The organism is Brevundimonas sp. GN22 (assembly GCF_054824005.1).
Genome location: NZ_JSYD01000069.1, coordinates 1 through 21,493, shown reverse-complemented (window position 1 = coordinate 21,493; position 21,493 = coordinate 1). Strand labels below are relative to the sequence as shown.

The following is a 21,493-nucleotide window of genomic DNA, read 5'->3' as shown; positions in this document are numbered from 1 at the left end:
TTCGCGATTGCAACGTCGCAGCGCGCTGAAATGGGCGCACAGGACGCAGTGAAGCAATCGCTGCAACGCGGTCAGTCGATCGTGGACGTGGCTTTGGCTGCGGGTGAAACCGTCGTCGACGCCCTGACCGAAATGAAGAGCCTCGCCGTTTCGATCCAGGACGCTGTGGCGGACTCGGACACCGAAACCAAGCTGATGGCGGACTTCGACGCTCTGGCGAAAGAAGTTCACACGGCTCTGGCTGGCGCGACCTTCGACGGTGTGAACCTGTTCAAGGCTAACACCGACGCTATCTCGGTCACCATCAACACGGCTTCGGCGAACAACAAGTTCGAGCTGAAGGCTGCGAGCGGCACCGCGTCGTCGGCCTCGCTGGTGTTTGGCGGTACCGCAGACGGCACGGGTGGCTGGACCGCTCCGGCCGACAACGCGGCGAAGAAGACGGCCTATACCGCCGCCAACGTCGAAACCGCGCTGAACACCTTTACCTCGACCCTCGCGGACCTCGGCACCAAGTCGAAGTCGCTGGATCGCCAGATGACCTTCGTCGGCAAGATGCAGGACTCGCTGGAAGCCGGTATCGGCAACCTGGTTGACGCTGACCTGGCTAAGGAAAGCGCCAAGCTGACGGCTCTGCAAACCAAGCAGCAGCTGGGTGTGCAGGCGCTGTCGATTGCGAACTCGTCGAGCAGCATGCTCCTCGGCCTGTTCCGATAACCCTGATGGGGACGGGCAGGGAAACCTGCCCGTCTCGATCACTAGAACGGAAAGGACGCGCAAAACGCGCGAACAGATATGGCAGACAATATCTCCGCTATCAGCAGCGTAGGAAACGCACTGACCGAGCCACCCCGCAATGATGCGGTGGCACCCGCATCGGCATCGCAGAGCTCGGCACAATCTGCTGAGGCTTTGGGCCAACAGCGACTTGTCATCGAGCCGGTCTCATCCCACCGCTTTGTTTATAAGGTGTTGGATACCAACACCGGTGAGGTCATTCGCCAGCTCCCCAACGAGCATGTCGAGAAGATGATCACCGATCCTAGCTACAAACAGGGCGGGCTGGTCAAAACCTCGGCTTAAACCGTGGTCCGGGGTTCGCCTGCTGATTGAAATTCAGCGGTCGCCTTGACCCCGCCGGACACTGTCGGTCTACTTTCCAGCGCCTCCGGAATCGCTCCGGCAGGCGTAATCGTGGTTTTCATGGCGTTAACCATACGCTCATGAGTCATGGTTAATGAGGTAAGCGGTACAGAAAGTCCGGGGGCTTAAAGCCATGACCACAAGCGTTCATACAAATAGCTCGGCGCTGATTGCGCTGCAAAACCTCAACTCCACCAACAGCAAGCTGGGTGCGGTCCAAAACCGCGTCAGCACGGGCTTGAAGGTGCAAGGCGCAAAAGACAACGCCGCGACCTGGGCTATCGCCCAGAACCAGCGCGCCGACACGTCTTCGCTGGAAGCTGTTAAAACCAGCCTCAACCGCGCAACCTCGATCGCCGACGTCGCTTTGGCAGCCGGTTCGCAAATCTCGGACATCATCACCGAACTGAAGCAAAAGGCAGTTGCTGCCTCGGACCCTTCGGCTTCGGACGCCTCGAAGAAGGCTTATAACGACGAGTTCCAGACGCTGGTGGCGTCGCTCACGTCGTTTGCCAAGAACGCGACCTTCGATGGCAAGAACATCCTCGACAACTCTCTGACCGCCGACCTCGAATTCATCGCCAGCGCCGATGGTGGTGAGACCATCGCCCTGACGCCACAAGCGCTGGATGCCGATGCACTGGGCCTGTCCGGTCTGGATCTCACGACCGATCCCGCGACGGCGCTTACCGCAGTGACCGACGCACTGGCGACGTCCAGCGAAAAGCTGGCCGAGTTGGGTGCCCAAGCCAAGCAGATCGAGCGTCACACCACCTTCGTTGGCAAGCTGATGGACTCGCTGGAAGTGGGTGTCGGTAACCTGGTCGACGCCGATCTGGCCAAGGAAAGCGCCCGTCTGCAGGCGCTGCAGGTCCAGCAACAACTGGGTACCTCGGCTCTGTCGATCGCCAACCAGGCACCGCAGTCGATCCTGTCGCTGTTCCAGGGCTAATCCCCGAAAACGACTTTCCTCAAGCGCCGGCCCGACATGTCGCGGCCGGCGCTTTTGCGTCTGGCGTGTGCGCTGGAAAAACGTCCGCGAGTTAACGATTTCGCGCCGCGAATACTGTAAAGCTAGGGCTAGGGAGTTTGCGCAGATGCGGGTCAACAACAGTTACCTGTTGGGTCTGTACGGGGGCGATCCATACGGTATCGGCACCTCCGGCACATCTGCGTCTGCCGTAAAGGCACAGCCGACTGCCCCTTGGAGCACTTCGAGCGCCAGCAAGCAGCCGACGGCGTCCGAGCTTTTGCGCAAGGCTGTTGGCAGCAGCCGCTTCATTGATGAAGGTGCGAACAAGCTCGATCTGCGCACTAAGAATTCGAGCGAATACAAAACCCTCTTCTCGATGCATACCGGCCTTCAGATGCTGGAGGCACTAGCCCTGCGAGGCATGGAGAAGGGTATTTCCAAGACCGAAGCCGCCAACCTGCAAAAGCGGTTTGATGCCGGTCTGAAGGAAATCTCCAACTACCTCGCCACTGCGGGTTCGGAAGTGGACACTGTTCGGCTGGTGAACGGCGTGTCCTCGACCCGCTCGCAGAGCACGACGGTCATCCCCAAGGACAACCACGTCTATAAGACGGGGACGATACACAGCGGAAGCCTGACCGAGCCGGTCGCCGCCTATCAGGGCGACGTTCGCTTCAATATCAGCATCCGGACTGCGTCGGGTACCCAGTCGATTGCCATCGATCTGGGCCAGATGGGCGATACCCCCCGCACGCTTGATGCGGTGGTTGGCCATATCAATAGCAAGCTTGAAGCCGCAGGCGTCGAGACGCGCTTCTCGCGTCAGGAAATCCCCGGCGAGCCCAAGACTATGACAGTCGGCAGCAAGACCATAACCTTGCCGTCCACAACCAGTTCTTGGGGCATGACCGTTACAGGAAGCTCGACCGAGACGGTCGGCTTCAGCGCGGTGAATACCGGCACTTCGGTCAGCGTCATTCAGGGGTTTGGCGTAACCAATGCAGTTCAGGCCTTGAAGTTCGATCCCTCGGGTATGGCGGGCGGCAGTCCGGGTATCGGCGAGACCAACTGGGTCGACGGCCGTATCGACCAGTCATCCCTGCCAAAAGGTATCTCGACCGTGCGCGCCTCAGCGGCGGCGGCGGACGGGGGCACATGGATCGTTGCCGACGTCACGGACGACGTTAACGGGCACAGTGTGCGCGGGCAGTCTGATGTCGTGCTGATGAAACTGGATTCGGCAGGGCAGGTCGTTGTCAGTCGCGGGCTGGGTGCCGCCTCGTCGGCTGCCGGTTATGCAATCTCTGTGGCCGATGATGGTCGGGTTGCTGTGGCCGGTTCCGTCACCGGTGGCCTTGTTCCGGGCCAGACGGTTGCCAATGTCTCACTGAGCGACAGCTTCGTGACCGTGTTTGACGACAAGGGCGTCGAGCAATGGACCCAATCGCGCGGTGCCAAGGCGGCGGACGAGGCGACAACCGTCTCGTTCGGAGCCGATGGCCGCGTGTATGTTTCCGGACGGGCCCAGTCGGCTATGCCTGGGGCCTCTGCCGCGGGCGGCTGGGACAGCTACGTCCAGACCTTCGGGGTCTCGCAAGCCACGCCGAACGGACCCGTCACCGCCACCGCATTGGGCACTACCCAGTTCGGCACCATTGGCGATGACAACGTTCAGGCCATGACTGTGGACGGGAACAACCTCTATACGGCCGGCGTCGAGAACGGCAGCTTCGTTGTTCGCCAGTTCCGTATCGGAACAGGTGGTGCGCCCGAACTGTTGTCGACCCGAAATCTAGGCGCTGCGATTGGTGGCGAAGTGGCCGGTATCGCGGTGTCGAACGGCAAGCTTATCGTCTCGGGGGCCACCAAGAACGGCAGCCTTGATGCTGGCACCATCAACCGTGCCCATGCCGGTGGAACAGACGTCTTCGTCGCCAGCCTGTCGACAGACCTCGCGGCCTCAGGGGCTGATCGCCTGACCTATTACGGCGGCGCGGGCGAAGACTCGGCTGCGGACGTAAAGATCATCGACGGCGATGTGTGGGTGACCGGGACGTGGGACCGCGACAAGACCGCAAAAGACAGCGATCCCCACATCGCCTATCTGGCCAAGATCGATGCCGAGACGGGAACGGTCGACTGGAATCGTACGTGGACGGGCGAGAAACAACAGGCCAAGCCGATGGCTCTGGCAGTCTCGCAAACAGGGACCAGCGTACTGGACAAACTGGGCCTTCCCAGTGGCGAACTTGTTCAGGACGTTTCGCAAAAGCTTGTGGATTCCACCGCGCTCCGGGCGGGCGATCGTTTCTATGTGACCAACCTGAACACCGGGCGCAAAACCGCCGTCACCATCGACGCCAAGGACACGCTGCAAACCCTGGCGACGAAAATCGAGACGGCATCGGGCCGCCATTTAAAGGTGACCGTCTCGACCGAGCGCGACAAAGGCAGCTCAGATGACGCAAACAACCGCGTGCTGGCAGGCGGGGGTCAGTATCTGACTATCACCAATGCTGACAACCGCGAGGGCGCGCTGATATCGGGTGGCGAGACAGGGCGGGACGCACTGGCCGGTCTGGGCATTTCCGCGGGTTTCATCGGCAAGGGTGACGACAAGAGAAAAACGGTGGGGATCGAACTGCCGCCATCGCTAAACCTGTCATCTGCCGACGCTGCTCTGCGTGCGCGGGACTATGTCCAGTCGGCCCTGCGCGCCGTCCGCGAAGCCTATCGCGCCATGAGCCCGACCATGCTTAACGCCAGCAAGAACACCAATACCGGCACCGCTTCGCCGTACTGGTCAAACCAGATTGCCAACTATCAGGCCGCTTTGGCGCGTCTAACGAGCTAAGCTTCGCAAGGCTTTAGTTGACGCGAGTGTCTTCTGCGGGGTTATTGAAGCCATTAATCGCGTAGAGGGCCGCATGGCTTTTCCAAAAGATACCCGCACGATCGTGCTTGTGGGCGTAGGCGTTGCCGTACTGGCAGGTGCCGGTGCCGCCCTCATGTTCGGCGCGGGTAAACCGAACGACCCGAATGTTAAGCCTCCGGCTGCAGAGGGCGGTCTCAAGATCGATCTGGCCGAAGCGCCTGCGCTGGAAGCGACCCGCGAACTGCGCTGCTATGTCGGTGGCCAGTTTGTCGGCATGGCGACCTTGGCCAACTGCGCCCAGCGCAATGGCGTGGCCAAAGACACGCTGGATGTCGGTCTGGATGCAACCGGCGCCTTGGCCGCAGCTCCGACCGCTTCATTCGCGCCGCCGCCCAGAGAGCCGGTCGTCGATGTTCAGCCCAAGCCCGAGCGCCCGTCGACCACTACGGCACCGGCTGTCACCAACGCTTCGACCGATGGCGTGTGCCTGCGCCATGTCGGTAACGAGTGGCGTCAGGTGGGGCAGGGGCTAAGTCAGGCGGACTGCGTCAAGGCGCTGTACGCCGGTGTTTGCGTTCGCACGCCGGGCGAAGCTCAATACGGTCGCTGGAATGATGTGACGCTGCGACTGGTCCCGCGACGTGTCGAAAGCTCGAACGACAACGCCAGCTTCCGCACCTTCACCGAACAAAACCGCCAATGCCAGTTCCCGAGGCTGTAATGCGCTCTTTCGTTAAAGTTGGCCTTCTGGCTGCTGTGTCCGCTTTGGGCCTTTCGGCCTGCGAAAAGCCGGTCGAGGCTCCGATGGATGCAGGCATCTGCTACCATCTGGGCGATGACGCGACCCAGAAGAACGGCATCCGTTTCAACGTCGTCGCTCGGGACCAGCCGCAGATCGAGTTCTGCGCGGCGCGTCTGGAAGAGCTGCGGATTAAATTCCTGCGCATGGGCGGCTCGAACAACGATCTGATCGGGGCCTATCAAGGCCAGTTTATTTTCATCGACCGTCAGGGCGTGAAGATGAGCAAATCGCTGACCGGACCGCGTTTCTTTGCCCTGACACGCACGGGCGATGGACGACTCGCCATTCCCGGTGCAATTCAGCGCGAGATCGACGGGCGGCCGATTGCAATCGCTCCCTAACGAACACGACATTTCCGGTTGCGAAATCGGAACATAAATGGAACATTCCGCCAACTGCTTGCAGAATGGCGGGCTAAAAGAACAAAAGGACATCGGTCATGGCGGGCAGCGTCAACAAGGTTATTCTGGTCGGCAATCTGGGACGCGATCCGGAAATCCGCACCCTGAACTCGGGCGACCGCGTCGCTAACCTGCGCATCGCGACCTCGGAAACCTGGCGCGACAAGGCCACCGGCGAGCGCAAGGAAAAGACCGAGTGGCACTCGGTGGTCATCTTCAACGAGAACATCGTCAAAGTGGCCGAGCAGTATCTGAAGAAGGGCTCGACCGTTTACGTCGAAGGCTCGCTGCAGACCCGCAAATATACCGACGCCCAGGGCGTCGAGAAATACTCGACCGAAATCGTCCTTCAGCGCTTCAATGGCACCCTGACCATGCTGGGCGGTCGTTCGGAAGGCGGCTCGGGCGGCGGCTACGGTGGTGGCCAAGGCGGCGGTCGTAATGACGACGACTACTCGTCGGGCTTCTCGACCGGCGGTGCAAACCGTCCGTCGGGTCCGAAGGAAAGCTATGACCTGAACGACGACATCCCGTTCTAAGTCAAAGGCTTCGGCCAAAAACATATGACGCAGAGAGCGTATAGCTATCGCGACGACCCTACCGTCCCGTCCTTTCCGGACGACCGGCCGGTGGTCCTGTTTGATGGCGATTGCGCTCTCTGCTCACATTCTGCGCGGACCTTGCTCAAGCATGGTCCGCGTTTTCGTTTATTGCCCACGCAGTCGCCGCTGGGGCGAGCCCTGCTGGATCACTATGGTCTGGACGTCGATGACCCGGCGACCATGCTGGTGATCGAGGACGGCAAAGCTGTTGGCATGTCTGACGGGGTGATCCGCTTGGCGGCGGGGCTGCCGCTTCCGTATCGGCTGGGTGTTCTGGCGTGGCTCGTGCCGCGTCCGGTGCGTGACCGGGCCTATACGTGGCTGGCGAGGAACCGACGCAAGTTCAGGGGAGAGGCATGGTGTGCCATGCCACCGACCGGCGTCGATGTTTCCGACCGCGTAATCGGCTGATTGATCAAAGTTTCGGGGGAGACTGTATGTCCAAGCGTATCTTGGTGTTGGGGCCCAATGGTTTCATTGGTTCGCGCATAGCCGCCGCCCTGTCGTCGTTTGGTTGGCAGGTCAGGGCGGGGGCGCGTAACCCCCTCTCGGCCGGACTGCGGGCCCCGCATTTCGAGTGGGTGAAGGCCGATTTTCACGCACTGACGACACCCCAAGCGTGGGCACCCTTGTTGGAAGATGTCGAGGCGGTGGTGAACTGCGTCGGCGTGCTGCAGGACGGCGGTAAAGACAGCAACCGCATCGCCCACGTCGAGGGGCCCCGCGCCTTGATCGCTGCGTGCGAGGCCGCCGGCGTTCGCCGTCTTATCCACCTGTCCGCTGTCGGAGCAGACGCGGCCGCTGGTACGGAATACGCAACCTCCAAGGCCGAAACGGAGGCCATGGTGATGGCCTCGGAACTGGACTGGGTGATCTTGCGACCGTCACTGGTGGTGGATCGTGCGGCATTCGGAGGGACAGGCTTTCTCCGCGCGCTGGCGGCCATGCCGCTGGCGATGCCTGTTGTCGGGGGCGATCAAAAGTTCAAACCCGTTCCGCTTTCCGATCTGGCAGAGGTAGTGGTCCGTCTGGCGTCCACGCCTATAATCAATCGCGAGATCGTGGACATCGCCGGTCCCGAGACTGTGACGATGACCCAGACACTTGCGCTTTATCGCGGGTGGCTGGGGTTAAAGCCCGCACCTGTCGTGCGCGTTCCGCGCTGGATGGCTGCGCCGGCCATTATGGTGGGCGATGTTCTGGGGCGGCTGGGTTGGCCGTCCCCTCTGCGCACCACTTCGATGAAGCAACTGGATTACGGGGCCGCAGGGCAGGACAACGACTGGGCCGAGCGGCTGGGTATCCGTGCCACCGGGTTTGGCCGTTTCCTTTCGCAAAATCCTGCGGGCGTTCAGGACGTTTGGCATGCAAGGCTGTGGACGGTCCGGCCTATTGCAATCCTCACCCTCGGGCTGTTCTGGCTGCTCACTGGCGTGATCAGCTATACGGCAGGGTGGGAACAATCCTTGGCTATTATCCGCGAGTCCGCCGCGGCGAGATGGGCGTGGCCGATTGTTTGGTTCGGTGCTCTGCTGGATGTCGTACTGGGGCTGGCCTTGTTCGTCAGGCCCTGGACGGCACGGGTAGCGACGATGATGTTCCTCGCCACAGTCGGTTATCTGATCGCCGCCACGGTCTTGCTGCCGCACTACTGGTTCAACCCCTTGGGGCCGTGGCTCAAAGTTCTGCCGATGATGGCGTTGTGCCTGTTTGTGGCTGCCACGGATGCGAGGCGCTGATCCATGTATGAGCTGCTGAAGATCATTCACATCATGTCCGGTGCCGTCCTGTTCGGCACGGGCGCGGGCATCGCCTTCTTCATGGTTCGCGCCCACCTGACCAAGGACGCGGCCACGGTCGCCTCGGTCGGTGCCATCGTCGTGCTGGTAGACTTCCTGTTTACCGCGTCTGCTGTGGTGGTTCAGCCCATCAGCGGGCTGGGCCTCATCCATCTTCAGGGATATGGCCTGTTCGAGCCGTGGCTGGTCGCGGCCTATGCGCTCTATGCGCTGGTGGGCGTTTGCTGGCTTCCGGTGGTGTGGATCCAGATGCAGATGGCCAAACTGGCAACGGCTGCCGCTGCTGATGGGCTACCTTTGCCCGAGCGCTATCACCGCCTGTTCCGGACATGGTTCATCCTCAGATGGCCCGCCTTTGCAGGGGTAATCGGCATCTATTGGCTGATGGTCGCCAAGCCCGTGTTCTAGCGGGCGAAGCGCCCCTTTGTCGCGGCTTCTGCCAAGGCTTCGCGCACAGCAAGGGTCAGCTCTTCCATCGTCCGGACCTGACGCACGCCATAGGCCTCGGCGGTGATGTCGACATTGCCCTTTCGCCAGAAGCCATCGGGGGCCAGCACGATCAGCTTTCCGCCACGAGCGTGCAGGCCCATTTCCAGCAGGCTGATCGGGCTTTGGGTGCCGGGCGCGAAATACATGACGATGACGTCGCTGGCTTCCAGTGCGGCCAGTTCCCATTCCACCTGACGGCGGAACTCCGGCTCGGACGCTTCGGGCTTCCACGCAGGGTTCCAGTCCGGACGACGCGGGTTCAAGATCACCACATCCATATCCGACAGCGCGCGGGTCATGGCGGCCTGCCAGTCTGGCGCGCCGCCCATGTCGATGCTGCCGCCCATGAACACGCGCGGCAGGTTGTGGTCCAGCGGAAGAGGCGAGGGAGACGTCACCAGAACCGGCTCCGCGAGGCCTTCACCGGCAAATGCCGACATCGCAAAGGCTGCACCCATAGCGCAGGCCATACGGCGCAGTTTTATCGAAGCAGGGGACATGGGAATCTCGCGTAAGCCACTGGAACGGGCTCTATTAGCGCGTGTCGCAGATTACCGAAACACGCTGACAAATATCGTGAGAAGCCAAAGCACACGCCCTATGGCATGGCCTGTGGGGAAATGACCGATCAAAAGCTTACCCCACTGGAAATCGGCGCCATCCTGGCCATTGTGGTCATCTGGGGCGTGAACAACGCCGCCGCGAAACTGGCGACGGAATATATGCCCCCGCTGATGGTCGCGGGGCTGCGCTTTGCCATTGCTGCGGTTTGCTTGTTGCCGTTCGTGCGCCCGCCGTTTCCGAACTGGAAGGCGATGCTGACAATCGCATTCCTCGGCGGTGCGGTGCACTACGGTCTGGTCTATTACGCCTTCTCTCTGGCGCAGGACGTCAGTCCGGTATCCGTGGCCACACAGATGTGGATACCGTTCACTTCCATGTTCGCCTTCTTGCTATTGGGCGAGCGGCTGAAATGGCCGGCTGTCGTGGGGATGATTATCGCCTTTATTGGCGTGGCATGGATGACAGCGGACCCGCATGCGCTGCATGACTGGGAAGCCATTGTGTTCGGCATCCTGGCCGCGGCGGTCTGGGCGCTGGTGACGGTGATTGCGCGTCGTACCACGAAGGTCCCGCCGTTGAAGATGCAAGGGATCCTCGCGCTGACTGCCTTGCCGACGATGGCGCTGGGCTCGTTCGTGTTTGAGACGGGGCAGCTCGAGGGTTTGAAGGCCGCACCCCCGCTGGTCTGGGCGTCGATTGTGTGGGCGGGCCTGTTGTCGTCGGTTATGGCCACCAGCTTGCTGTTCTGGCTGGTCCAACGCCGCGAGGCCGGGCGGGTTACGCCCTACCTGCTGGGTTCGACCGTGGTGTCTGTGCTGATGGGCTGGTTGTTCATGGACGACTTGCTGACCGGCCAGATCGTGGTCGGCGCTGCTTTGACGCTTGTAGGGGTGATCGTTGTGTCGCTGGCCGAACGAAACCTGCGTGTCGGTGCAGCGAGGTAATCACGCCGAAATGGAATGAAAAAAGGGGCGGACCATTTGAGTGGTCCGCCCCTTTTGCGTCGTTGAGCGCTGGGTTAGTTGGCCTTGATCACCGCGCAAGCCACGCGGTCACCTGCGCCGCCAATGGGTTGGCTGGTGTGGTCGTCGCGGTTGGCGTGAATCACGATCGCCGAGCCATCGGCGTCCAGCAGCGGCTGCCCCGGGGCACCGTCGATCAGGCGGGCCTTGCTGGTGAACAGTTCGGCCTTGGCCACACCATTGGCGTCGGCATAGATGTTCGGCAGATCGCCATCATCCGGACCGGCCGGATTAAGCAGGCCATGCGGCACCTTGGGGTCGGCATGGTTGATATGGGCACCGGCGGAGGTGAAAGGCGCTTCGCACTGGCCGGTGGCGTGCAGGTGGATGCCGTGCCAACCCGGCGTCAGGCCTTCGGCCTCTACGATCATCAAAACGCCCGATGCGCCTTGTTTCAGTTGCACATGGCCGGCGGCCTGACCTTGATTGTTCAGCAGGTGAACCAGCATTTCCGACGCGCTCGGCGCGGTTTGTGCGGCCTGTGCAGCATGACCAGCATGGCTATGGTCCTGTGCGACCGCAGCGCAGCCGATCGTCATGGTCAGGATGCCGCTGGCGGCGATGGCGATGGCAGTTTTTTTCATTGTCATTCTTCCTGTTGCTATCGGCATTTTGGCCCCTCGCAGCTTTTGCCACAACGGGCCTAGAGTGCTAGAAACCGACCCTAGCGGATCACGTTCCGATTCCGGCCATTTAAAGCCTGATTTCATTGACCGACGACAGTTACCAAAACGGCGCACCAGCGTCTTCCGGCGATATCGCAACGATCACTATCGAGAATGAGCTGAAACGCTCGTACCTCGACTATGCCATGAGCGTTATCGTCAGCCGTGCATTGCCTGACGCCCGTGACGGCCTGAAGCCTGTTCACCGTCGCATCCTGTATTCGATGTACGACCTGAACATGTCGCCAGACCGCGCCTATTCGAAGTGCGCGCGTGTTGTCGGTGACGTGCTGGGCCGCTTCCACCCCCATGGTGACTCGTCGGTCTACATGGCGCTGGTGCGTATGGCGCAGGATTTCTCCATGGGCCTCACGCTCGTGGATGGTCAGGGTAACTTCGGCTCGGTCGACGGCGATATGCCGGCTTCGATGCGTTACACCGAAGCACGCATGACCCACGCCGCCGTGGCGATGCTGACCGATATCGACAAAGACACTGTCGATTTCCAGCCGAACTACGACGAAAAAGAACTCGAACCTGCCGTTCTTCCGGCGCGTATCCCGAACCTACTGGTTAACGGCGCGGGCGGTATCGCCGTCGGCATGGCGACCAACATCCCGCCGCACAACCTGGGCGAAGTGATCGATGCTGCTGTCGTCCTGCTGGATGATCCGAACGTGTCGGACGAAGCCCTGCTGGATATCGTTCCGGGTCCGGACTTCCCGACCGGCGGCGAGATCATGGGCCGCACCGCGCCGCGCAACGCTCTGCGGGACGGCCGTGGCTCGGTCATCGTTCGCGGCAAGGCCTCGATCGAAGAGATCCGCAAGGATCGCGAAGCCATCGTCATCACCGAGCTTCCGTATCAGGTCAACAAACAGACCCTGATCGAGCGTATCGCCGAAATGGTGCGCGAGAAGCGTCTAGAAGGCATTGCCGACGTCCGCGACGAATCCGACCGTACCGGCATGCGCATGGTCATCGAGCTGAAGCGCGACGCTTCGGGCGACGTCATCCTGAACCAGCTCTACCGCTACACGGCGCTGCAGTCGTCGTTCGGCGTGAACATGCTTGCGCTGAACCATGGCCGTCCGGAACAGATGGGCCTGCGCTCGCTGCTGGAAGCCTTCCTCGAGTTCCGCGAAGAAGTCATCGTTCGCCGTATCAAGTTCGAACTGAACAAGGCGCGTGATCGTGGTCACGTCTTGGTCGGTCTGGCTGTGGCCGTCGCAAACATCGACGAAGTGATCCACATCATCCGCTCGTCGGCTGATCCGTCGGAAGCCCGTGAACGCCTGCAGGCCAAGGCTTGGCCCGTCGGCGACATGATGGCTCTGGTCGACCTGATCGCCGACCCGCGCACCGTTCTGGTTGAAGGCGGTCTGATCCGCCTGACCGACGAGCAAGCCAAGGCCATTCTGGCGCTGACCTTGTCGCGTCTGACGGGTCTGGGCCGTGACGATATCTTCGGTGAAGCCAATACGCTGGCAGGCACGATCTCGGGTCACCTCGAAATCCTGTCTGATCGCAAGCACGTGCTGGCCATCATCCGCGAAGACCTGCTGTCGGTTAAGGACCAGTTCGCTGTGCCGCGTCGCACCGTTATCGGTGAAGGCGACCACGAGATGGAAGACGAAGACCTGATCCCGCGTGAGGACATGGTCGTGACCGTCACCCACACCGGCTACGTCAAGCGCGTGGCGCTGAACGCCTACCGTACGCAACATCGCGGCGGTAAGGGCCGTTCGGCCATGTCCATGAAGGACGAAGATGCCATCACTGGCGTCTTCTCGGCCTCGACCCACACGCCGGTTCTGTTCTTCGCCACCAACGGCAAGGCCTATAAGCTCAAGACGTGGCGCCTGCCGCTGGGCACGCCGCAGTCCAAGGGCAAGGCCTTCGTCAACCTGCTGCCGATCGAGCCGGGTGACAGCATCATGAACGTGCTGCCGCTGCCGGAGGATGAAGGCACGTGGGGCGACTACGACATCATGTTCGCCACTAAGTCGGGTGACGTGCGTCGTAACAAGCTCAGCGACTTCGCCACCGTGAACCGCGCAGGCAAAATCGCCATGAAGCTGGAAGAAGGCGACCACATGGTTGGTGTCGCCATCTGTAATGCCGAAGACGATATCCTGCTGACGACCGCTCTGGGCCGTGCCATCCGCTTCAAGGCCGACGACGTTCGCGTCTTCAAGGGCCGCGACTCCACGGGCGTGCGCGGTATCCGTCTGCAAGACGGCGACGAAGTGATCTCCATGGCCGTACTTAGCCGTGTTGACGCAACGCCGGAAGAACGCGCCACCTACGTCAAACTGGCTAACGCCAAGCGCCGCGCGGCATCTGAGGACGGCGAGGAAGACAACACCCCGACCGAGGCCGATGACGAAGTCGAAGCTTCTGTCGAGCTGTCGGCAGAGCGTTTCGCCGAACTCGAAGCTGCAGAGCAGTTCATCCTCACCGTTTCCGAAAATGGTCTGGGCAAGCGCTCGTCGGCTTACGAATACCGTCGGACCGGTCGTGGTGGTCAGGGTCTGACCGCACACGGTCTGGGCGGTCGCGCTGGCAAGCGTCTGGCTGCAGCCTTCCCTGTGGAAGCTGCCGATGACCTGCTGCTGGTCACCGACGGTGGTCAGATGATCCGCACCCCTGTCGAGCAGGTCCGCATCGTCGGCCGCGCTTCGCAAGGCGTGATGATCTTCCGCACCGGCAAGGATGAGCGCGTCGTCTCGGTCGAGCGCCTGCCAAGCTCGGGCGAGGACGATGCCGACCTGGGGGAAGGCGAAGTCATCGACGGCATCGCTACGGAGGTTCCGGCAGTCGAGGCTTCGGCCACGGACGCGTCGGAAGACTGATCCTTATGGCTGTCGAACCGCGATTGTGGGTCGACGGCCATCCGGCCACCAAGGCCTACCTGCTGCAAATGGCAGCCGTAAACTATGGTGCCGTGACCTCCTTCGGTTACGCGCAAGGCGGTGTTCGCGGGTTGGATATGCATTTGGAAAGGCTCGCGGCTTCATGCCGCGAGCTTTTTTCATGCGATCTGGACAAGTCGTTGGCTGTCAAATGGATAGCCCATGCAGTTCAGGCGCTGGATCAAGCTTGGGTCCGTGTGACCGTCACTGGATCGGACATGTCACTCCGCGCGCCGGAAAGCGTCGAGGGCCTTAGGGTTGGCGTTTGGGTTTCGGGCCCTTCGTCGCCTCTGCCGGACGGGCAGGCGGTTCGTTCGATCCGACATCTTCGCGAATTGCCGCACCTTAAACACCTGGGGACGACCGGCATTATCCACGCCCGACGTCAGGCGCGGCTGGAAGGCTTTGACGATGCCTTGCTGACGGGCGAGGTCGGCATGATTTTAGAGGGCACGCTCTGGAATGTCGGCTTTGTGCGAGGCAACACTGTCGTATGGCCGACCGGCCTCATGCTGGACGGCGTGACCCGGCGGCTCATAGTCAAGGGGCTGGACCAAGCCGGCATTCCGCAAACTTCAGAGGTCGTGACCCTATCGGACCTCAAGGCCTATGATGCGGCGTTCCTGTGCAATGCAGCAACCCCCGCTGCCAGCATAGACCGTATCGATGCGCATGCGTTCGCGGGAAATCCTCAAATGATCCAGCGGCTTCGCGATGCATGGACTAGCCAGCCTGTCCAGCTACTGTAGGCGAACAGGTTTCCGGACGAAGCGGTCCCGTTTCCGCTATTTTTGACTTTTCGCACCTGCTAAGACTTACGAACTTACCCTTGGGGAGGCTTCGGGAAGCCTATGCGTATTGGACTCTATCCGGGCACTTTCGACCCGGTCACAAATGGCCACCTCGACATCATCGGTCGTGCTGTCAAACTGGTCGACAAACTGGTGATCGGCGTGGCGCAAAACGACGCCAAGGGGCCGTTGTTCACGACCAATGAACGCGTGGAAATGCTGCGCGAGGAAGTGGCGCATTTCGGCGGCACCATCGAGGTTCGTCCCTTCTCGAGCCTGCTTATGCATTTCGCGGAAGAGCTGAACGCGAACTGCATCGTGCGTGGCCTGCGTGCCGTGGCGGACTTCGAGTACGAATTCCAGATGACGGCAATGAACCAGCGCCTCAACAGCGAGATCGAGACAGTGTTTCTGATGGCTGATCCGCGTCATCAGGCGATTGCTTCGCGTCTCGTGAAGGAAATCGCTGTGCTTGGTGGCAACATCGAAAGCTTCGTCAGCCCCACGATTGCGGCGGCTGTGCTGGATAAAGTCCGCAAGGACTGAGGTATATCTGAATGAAAAATCTGGTGATTTCGATGGTCGCGGCGTCGACCTTGCTGGTCGGTGGAGCGCAGGCCCAAACGGCAGACTGGCGCACGGTTACGCCCGAGAATCTTTGGATCATCGATACGTCCAAAGGCCGCGTGATGGTGGAACTGGAGCCCCGCGTGGCTCCTGCCCACATCGAGCGTATCCGCACCCTGACGACTGCGGGCTTTTACGACGGCCTGAAATTCCACCGCGTGATTCCCGACTTCATGGCCCAGACCGGTGATCCCAAGGGGACCGGCGAGGGTGGTAGTGAACTGCCGGACGTTCCGGGCGAGTTCTCCTTCCGCCGCGGTCGTGATGCCGGTTTCGTCGCGGTTCCGACCGCCATGGGTGGCTACCGCGGCATGGTTGGCTCGGTCGGCGTGGTTTCGCAGCCTGATGCCCAGATGATGATCAATGCGGACATGAAGGTGCCCGCTGTTCCGCTGTTCTGCGCCGGTGTGGCGGGCATGGCCCGCGCGGGTTCGCCCAACAGCGCCAACAGCCAGTTCTTCCTCATGACTGCCCGGAATGACGCGCTGGACGGCAACTATACGGTACTTGGCCGCGTGGTTGGCGGAATGGACGCGATCAAGGCGCTCAAGAAGGGCTCGGACAGCAGCGACGGCGCGGTCGGTGAAGGTGCGGACACCATCACCCGTGCGCGTCTCGCCTCGCAGTTGCCAGAGAACGAACGTCCCGACGTGCGCGTTGCCGTCGCTGGCGGGGCTGTGTTCAATGCGGCGGTAGAGGCCGCCCGCACCGCACGCGGTTCGGCCTTTGACGTCTGCGACGTCGAGATTCCGGTGGAGATCGGCACCCGCTGATTTCACGCTAAAACATAAGGGGAGGGGTCATGAAGCCCGCATTGGTTCTGGTCGCAGCAGCCGCTGCGTTGTTCGGTTTGGCCCCTCTCGCTTCGGCGGCAGTTGATACGCCGTCGGCTGCTGACTTCGAGCAGGTTCCGCCCGAAAACCTGCTGGTGATCGACACCACCAAAGGCCGGATTTGGATCGAGATGACGCCGGACGTCGCTCCGCTCCATGTCGAGCGTCTGCGTCTGCTGGCTCGCGAAGGCTTCTATAACAACGTTAAATGGCACCGCGTCATTGACGGGTTTATGGCCCAAACCGGTGACCCGACGGGGACAGGCGAGGGCGAAAGTTCGCATCCTGATCTGAAGGCCGAGTTCACCTTCCGGCGGGGTGCCGACACGGCGTTCACGCCCTTCGTCAGCCCCGCAGGCTATCCGGTCGGCTTGCACAACAGCCTGCCGATGGTCACCCAGCCCGATCGCTTCTTCACCCACTCCGAAGACCGGAAAGCTACGGCCTGGGCTGTCTATTGCCCCGGTGTCGCAGGCATGGCGAGAGACGACGATCCCGACAGCGCCAATAGCCAGTTCTTCCTCATGCGCGACTATTACCCGACGCTGGAGCGGCGCTATTCCGTCTGGGGCCGCGTGGTGGCTGGGCAAGACGTGGTCAACAGCCTGAACGCGGGTGCGCTACCCAGCGGAATGGTGGAAAACCCCGACCTGATGCTGCGGGTGCAGGTGGCATCCGATATGGCCGTAGCCGAGCGCCCGCAGGTATATCGCGCGCGTCCAGATGGGCAGGCGTTTAAAGCCGCCGTGGCTGATATTATGCGCCAGAAGGGGGCCGAGTTCTCGGTCTGCGACGTGCCCGTACCCATGCGGATCGTGGATCCGGCCTAAGATATCAGGCGGCGGGCTTTGCCCCGCCCTTGTTCGAGCGCCGCCGGCGACGGCGGCGTTTGCGGGTGGGTTGTGCAGCTTCGCTCATCAAGGTCAGCAGCAGCCCCTCACGTAATCCGCGGTCGGCCACGCGTACGCGATCGCACGGCCAAGCCCGCTGCACGGCTTCAAGGATGGCCGCGCCCGCCAAGACCAGATCGGCGCGATCTGGCCCGATGCAGTTCTCTGCCGCGCGTCCTGCGGGACCCAGAATGATCAGGCGATTAGCAGCCGCTTCGCAGTCGGCGCGGGTCATCCATAAGCCGTCCACCAGATCGCGCTGATAGCGGCGCAAGCCGAGATGGATACCGGCAAGACTGGTGATCGCACCCGACGTCCCCACCATATGGGCGCGGCCTTGTTTGTACAGGGCGTGGTATTCGGGATCGTTCGGAGCACCGGCAGCGATGGCTGCGGCCACGTCGGCGACCATGGCCTCATACCATTCAACCGGAGACCCTTTTGGCTCTGGATGGCGTTCGGCAAGGGTCACAACGCCCAGCGGGGCCGACATCCATGCGACGGTTTCCAGCTTGTCGTCGGTGCGGCGCATCCAAGACAGCTCGGTTGATCCACCGCCTACGTCGATCACCAAAACCGCCTCGGACGTGGGGTCGATCAGATTGATGCAGCCCGCCACAGAAAGGCTGGCCTCTTCGGCGGGGTCGATGATGCGAAGTTGCAGGCCGGTTCCACGGCGGACGCGTTCGATGAACGCCTCGCCGTTTTCGGCGGCGCGACAGGCTTGAGTCGCAACGGCGGCCAGATGTTCGGCTTTCAGACCACGGCGGGCAATGCGTTCGGCGCAGAGGGACAGCGCCTCATAGGCTCGCTCCATCGCCTTGTCGTCGAGCTTTCCGGTACGTGAAAGACCTTCGCCAAGACGCACTATACGGCTGAATGAATCGACCACGCGGAAGCCGTCACGCGACGGACGCGCGATAAGCAGGCGACAATTATTGGTCCCCAAATCCAACGCGCCATACAGCGGCGCATCGCGATTTGAATCGCTCGAACGGCGGGGCCGAGCGGGCTGGGACCGTGAGTCGCGGCCGTGAGGCGCGCCTTTGGTCTCCGGCATTGGGCCGACTGGGTATGTGGGCGGTCCAGAGTGGCGCCCGTCTCAATCAGCCTAGCCCGCCAAGGGGACCGAGGCCAAGCCCCTTATGCGTGGTGTTGCGGATTAGGTTGTTAGAACAGCGTTACAAATAGTCACATACAATGACAATTTGAATGCAACCGAAGGGCTTTCCGGTGCGTATCGATTGCATGATCAACGCTCGCACAGCTCGATTTGGTCTGGGCCAAAAGGTCCGCCATATCCACCACGCCTTCTATGGCTTGGTGCTGGACGTTGATGCGCAATACGAAGGCGCGCCCGACGAAATCGGGTCGGTCAGCCCCGAGCAGCCGTTCTATTCCATCATGATCGACAGCGATGAAGGCACTTTGATCGCCTATGCCGCCGAGGAATCGATCGTGATGACGGAGGGCGTCGAGCCGATCACCGAACAGGAGCAACTTCGCCTGTTCAACGTCGATGCCAATGGCCGACACTCTCCGCGTATTCACGCGCTGCAATAATCAAACGCGGAAACGGTCCCACGGGCCGGTGATGGCGACCGTCGCCCCTGGCGAATACAGGTTCACGAACATCGTCTGACCATCGGGCGAGAAGCAGCAGCCCGCCCATTCATTGCTGCTGTCGTCGTCCTCGTGCGGTTCCGCGTTGCGGGCTAGGGTATAGATGCGCCCATCGGGCATAACGCCCTTGATGTGGTTGGTGCCGACCTTGCGATCCTCGCAGCCGATGATGTGGCCGTTGGGGGCAATGGTGATGTTGTCGATGTAGTCCAACACGGCGCGGTCCGCAGATTCCACGAACAGCTCCAACTGGCCCGGTTGTGTCGTCTCGTCCTGCGCGCCTTCGCGTGGGGAGGGGGCATAGCGCATGATCTGGCCGTGTCGGCCGACGCCTCCCGAGGTGCAGGTGAAATACAGATGGTCGTCGGCCCAGTGCAGACCTTCGCCTCGTGCGAACAGGGCGGCCCCCTTGGCGTGACCGCGCAGGTTCAGGTCGCCTTCCGGACTTTCAACCTCGTCCAGATCGACCCAGCGCACTGCTAGCTTCCCGCCCTGTTTCCAGAGGGGGCTGTTCCAGTTTCGGGTGTCGGCGGAGGGCTGATTGGCGATCATCAGCGCTTGCAGGCGACCACCCTTGTCCAGATGGCGCGGATCTATCGGCAGATAGCGATAAAAGAGCGAGTTCTCGACGTCTTCGGTCAGATAGACCACGCCGGTGCGCGGATCGATGCAGGCGGCTTCATGCTTGAACCGGCCCATGGCCTTGATCGGCTTGGGATCAATTAGTCCCGTCGCATTCGCAGGCACCTCGAACACCCAGCCGTGGTCTTGTGGCAGGCCGTGTTTCAGGCCCGCAACGCTCTCTTCGCACGACAGCCACGATCCCCACGGCGTCTTGCCGCCCGCGCAGTTGGTGGCCGTGCCCGCCAGCGACAGGTGGCTGCGCTCCAGCTTTTTGGTCTTGAGGTTATAGACCAGCGTGGTCGTACCGCCGCCCAGCGGATAAACGCCGCCGTCCGGATCGGGATAGACACCATAGACCTTCGAGCGGTCGATATTGTCGGCCAGACGGTGCGTTGCCCCCCACGCCGAGAGGTTGATTTCGTCCGGGTCGACCTCGTGGTTGCGCACTAGAATGACGCGGTCGTCGTCCATTGGAAAACAGGCCATGCCGTCGAACTTGTCCGGCGTCATCAGGCCGTCGCTCATCGTTTCGCCTACCTGAGAGATAACGCGATAGCTAAAGCCTTCGGGCAGGTCGATCAGGCCGTAGGGGTCTTTGACCATTGGGCCATAGCCAAAGACCTCATTGTAGAAGGTGGCATCGACAAACCCTTCAGCCAGCGCATGGGCGCGTTGGGCGTAACCGGCAAGGGCGAGGGCAGTGGCGGAGACCATAAAGGCGCGGCGGGACTGGTTCATAGGGCTGTCCATGTCGGGAACGGGTTACACGGGTATGACAGGGGTTTGTACAGACTGTGAAACGGCGCGCTTTGGTGCGGAAACACCGAGGAGCAGTCCGAGCACCTATCCGCTTGGCAATTTCATAGGCCAAAACCGATCCCCCCACTGTGATGAACAACACAATGCCCATTTCGGCGAACAGCGGAAGTTTCAATTTCTCAACATTAGCAGCGGCCACGACGATGAGCGTCTGGTGCACGATGTAGAAGGTGAAGATACCTCCGCCGAGATACTTCATCAGCGGGGTGGTGCTGTGGATGTGGCGGGCGGCATAGCCCATAATGGTGGCGATGAAGGCCCATTGATCCACGGCGTAGACCACGCGCATGGCCATACGTACGGGCTCGCTGGCAGGGACGTCGCGGGTCACCCAGGCATAGCTGCACCAGACGAGAGCGCTGAGGACGGCGGCGGCGGCCGTCAGATGGCGATATCGAACGAATGCCCGGGTCACCTTGGGCGCTCCGACCAGCATAAAGCCAAAGACATAGGCGCTAAGCTTACGGCATGCACATAAGGGTCCATGACGAAGTTGTGGGTCGCTGGAAACAGCGGTGCCAGCCACAGTCGCAATGCGGCCAGAACGATCACGGGCACGATCAGCAGGGCGGGGCTGGAAAACACCTGTTCGAAGGCGCGGGTGATTGCCGCCATTCGGGACTTCAGTCCCCCGACGATCAGAGGCGCCAGCAACCCGTAGAACAGGGCATAGGTCACAAACCACAGGTGGTTCCAGGTCGGGGTGATGATGCAACCGTTCTCGTCGCACCACTGGCCACTCGCCGTCAAATAGCGCTGCCAGAAGTCAGCGGTCAGGGCGTTGTTGTAGATGTCTACGGCCAATCCGTTGTTGCGGACGTGCTGGACGACTTCGAAATAGGTTTGGGGTGGAACGATCACGGCCATGCCGAACAACAGCGGCAGCCCTAGTCGCAGCAGTCGTGATCCGGCCAGACGTTCTTCTGCACCTGCACCCTGACGTTGATAGGCCCCGTAGAGCAACCGCGTAGCAGCGCCAGAGACCAGAAACAGCAGCGTCAGTCGCCATGGGCTGGTGATCTCCATGACGGGTATC

The 21,493-nt window shown here is 61.5% G+C and carries 22 protein-coding genes and 1 pseudogene; 17 read left to right on the top strand and 6 right to left on the bottom strand.

Going from position 1 to position 21,493, the window contains the following annotated elements; genetic code table 11:
• The 10 genes from OB03_RS09860 to OB03_RS09815 form a co-directional block, all read left to right on the top strand.
• Positions 1–717: flagellin (locus OB03_RS09860; protein WP_461344024.1), on the top strand; the 717-nt coding region annotated here is incomplete at its 5' end.
• A 78-nt stretch (positions 718–795) separates the two neighbouring features.
• Positions 796–1,083, top strand: coding sequence for a flagellar protein FlaG (locus tag OB03_RS09855; RefSeq protein ID WP_461344023.1), 288 nt, complete (start codon positions 796–798; stop codon positions 1,081–1,083).
• Between the two features lie 193 nt (positions 1,084–1,276).
• Positions 1,277–2,095, top strand: coding sequence for a flagellin (locus OB03_RS09850; protein ID WP_242913137.1), 819 nt, complete (start codon positions 1,277–1,279; stop codon positions 2,093–2,095).
• 145 nt (positions 2,096–2,240) lie between these two features.
• Entirely contained in the window at positions 2,241–4,970 is a 2,730-nt protein-coding gene (locus tag OB03_RS09845; protein WP_461344022.1) for an autotransporter outer membrane beta-barrel domain-containing protein, read from the top strand.
• A gap of 73 nt (positions 4,971–5,043) precedes the next feature.
• The gene (locus OB03_RS09840; protein WP_242913139.1) at positions 5,044–5,712 is read left to right on the top strand and encodes a hypothetical protein; all 669 of its coding nucleotides are present in this window, start codon (positions 5,044–5,046) and stop codon (positions 5,710–5,712) included.
• Positions 5,712–6,134 carry a hypothetical protein gene (locus OB03_RS09835; protein ID WP_242913140.1) on the top strand — a complete coding sequence of 141 codons (423 nt, stop codon included), beginning with the start codon at positions 5,712–5,714 and terminating at the stop codon, positions 6,132–6,134. Before OB03_RS09840 ends, OB03_RS09835 begins: the two co-directional genes overlap by 1 nt.
• A gap of 98 nt (positions 6,135–6,232) precedes the next feature.
• Positions 6,233–6,733 carry a single-stranded DNA-binding protein gene (ssb, locus tag OB03_RS09830; RefSeq protein ID WP_242913141.1) on the top strand — a complete coding sequence of 167 codons (501 nt, stop codon included), beginning with the start codon at positions 6,233–6,235 and terminating at the stop codon, positions 6,731–6,733.
• A gap of 24 nt (positions 6,734–6,757) precedes the next feature.
• Complete coding sequence (locus tag OB03_RS09825; RefSeq protein WP_461344021.1) at positions 6,758–7,207, top strand: thiol-disulfide oxidoreductase DCC family protein; 450 nt, start codon at positions 6,758–6,760, stop codon at positions 7,205–7,207.
• A 26-nt stretch (positions 7,208–7,233) separates the two neighbouring features.
• Complete coding sequence (locus tag OB03_RS09820) at positions 7,234–8,535, top strand: SDR family oxidoreductase (RefSeq protein WP_461344020.1); 1,302 nt, start codon at positions 7,234–7,236, stop codon at positions 8,533–8,535.
• 3 nt (positions 8,536–8,538) lie between these two features.
• On the top strand, positions 8,539–9,003 hold the full coding sequence (locus tag OB03_RS09815) for a DUF2269 family protein (protein ID WP_461344019.1): 465 nt from the start codon (positions 8,539–8,541) through the stop codon (positions 9,001–9,003).
• On the opposite strand, the gene OB03_RS09810 is transcribed toward OB03_RS09815, so the two are convergent.
• On the bottom strand, positions 9,000–9,584 hold the full coding sequence (locus tag OB03_RS09810; protein ID WP_461344018.1) for a nucleoside 2-deoxyribosyltransferase domain-containing protein: 585 nt from the start codon (positions 9,582–9,584) through the stop codon (positions 9,000–9,002). The genes OB03_RS09815 and OB03_RS09810 overlap by 4 nt on opposite strands.
• Positions 9,585–9,704: 120 nt before the next feature.
• Here OB03_RS09810 and OB03_RS09805 point away from each other — a divergent pair, with 120 nt between their 5' ends.
• A complete protein-coding gene (locus tag OB03_RS09805) occupies positions 9,705–10,592 on the top strand; it encodes a DMT family transporter (RefSeq protein WP_242913146.1) in 888 nt (295 codons plus the stop codon).
• Positions 10,593–10,666: 74 nt separating this feature from the next.
• Here OB03_RS09805 and OB03_RS09800 read toward each other — a convergent pair whose 3' ends face one another.
• A complete protein-coding gene (locus OB03_RS09800; RefSeq protein WP_427846571.1) occupies positions 10,667–11,209 on the bottom strand; it encodes a superoxide dismutase family protein in 543 nt (180 codons plus the stop codon).
• A 170-nt stretch (positions 11,210–11,379) separates the two neighbouring features.
• Here OB03_RS09800 and gyrA point away from each other — a divergent pair, with 170 nt between their 5' ends.
• From gyrA to OB03_RS09775, 5 genes are all read left to right on the top strand, one after another.
• On the top strand, positions 11,380–14,190 hold the full coding sequence (gyrA, locus tag OB03_RS09795; protein WP_461344017.1) for a DNA gyrase subunit A: 2,811 nt from the start codon (positions 11,380–11,382) through the stop codon (positions 14,188–14,190).
• Positions 14,191–14,195: 5 nt separating this feature from the next.
• Positions 14,196–14,999, top strand: a complete 804-nt coding sequence (locus OB03_RS09790; protein WP_461344016.1) for an aminotransferase class IV — start codon at positions 14,196–14,198, stop codon at positions 14,997–14,999.
• A 102-nt stretch (positions 15,000–15,101) separates the two neighbouring features.
• Positions 15,102–15,587 (top strand): pantetheine-phosphate adenylyltransferase, encoded by a 486-nt coding sequence (coaD, locus tag OB03_RS09785; RefSeq protein ID WP_242913150.1) that lies wholly within the window; start codon positions 15,102–15,104, stop codon positions 15,585–15,587.
• Between the two features lie 11 nt (positions 15,588–15,598).
• Positions 15,599–16,441: a peptidylprolyl isomerase gene (locus tag OB03_RS09780; RefSeq protein ID WP_461344015.1), complete on the top strand. Its 843-nt coding sequence runs from the start codon at positions 15,599–15,601 to the stop codon at positions 16,439–16,441.
• A gap of 29 nt (positions 16,442–16,470) precedes the next feature.
• Positions 16,471–17,331: a peptidylprolyl isomerase gene (locus OB03_RS09775; protein ID WP_242913151.1), complete on the top strand. Its 861-nt coding sequence runs from the start codon at positions 16,471–16,473 to the stop codon at positions 17,329–17,331.
• Positions 17,332–17,335: 4 nt separating this feature from the next.
• Here OB03_RS09775 and OB03_RS09770 read toward each other — a convergent pair whose 3' ends face one another.
• Complete coding sequence (locus OB03_RS09770) at positions 17,336–18,451, bottom strand: Ppx/GppA phosphatase family protein (RefSeq protein WP_242913152.1); 1,116 nt, start codon at positions 18,449–18,451, stop codon at positions 17,336–17,338.
• Between the two features lie 152 nt (positions 18,452–18,603).
• On the opposite strand from OB03_RS09770, the gene hspQ reads away from it, so the two are divergent.
• Positions 18,604–18,954 (top strand): heat shock protein HspQ, encoded by a 351-nt coding sequence (gene hspQ, locus OB03_RS09765; protein WP_242913153.1) that lies wholly within the window; start codon positions 18,604–18,606, stop codon positions 18,952–18,954.
• On the opposite strand, the gene OB03_RS09760 is transcribed toward hspQ, so the two are convergent.
• The 3 genes and pseudogenes from OB03_RS09760 to OB03_RS09750 form a co-directional block, all read right to left on the bottom strand.
• A complete protein-coding gene (locus OB03_RS09760) occupies positions 18,955–20,376 on the bottom strand; it encodes an alkaline phosphatase PhoX (protein WP_461344014.1) in 1,422 nt (473 codons plus the stop codon).
• Positions 20,291–20,872, bottom strand: a complete 582-nt coding sequence (locus OB03_RS09755) for a hypothetical protein (RefSeq protein WP_461344013.1) — start codon at positions 20,870–20,872, stop codon at positions 20,291–20,293. Before OB03_RS09755 ends, OB03_RS09760 begins: the two co-directional genes overlap by 86 nt.
• A pseudogene (locus OB03_RS09750) lies at positions 20,869–21,493 on the bottom strand (acyltransferase family protein); the annotation flags it as partial. The gene OB03_RS09755 and the pseudogene OB03_RS09750, both read right to left, overlap by 4 nt.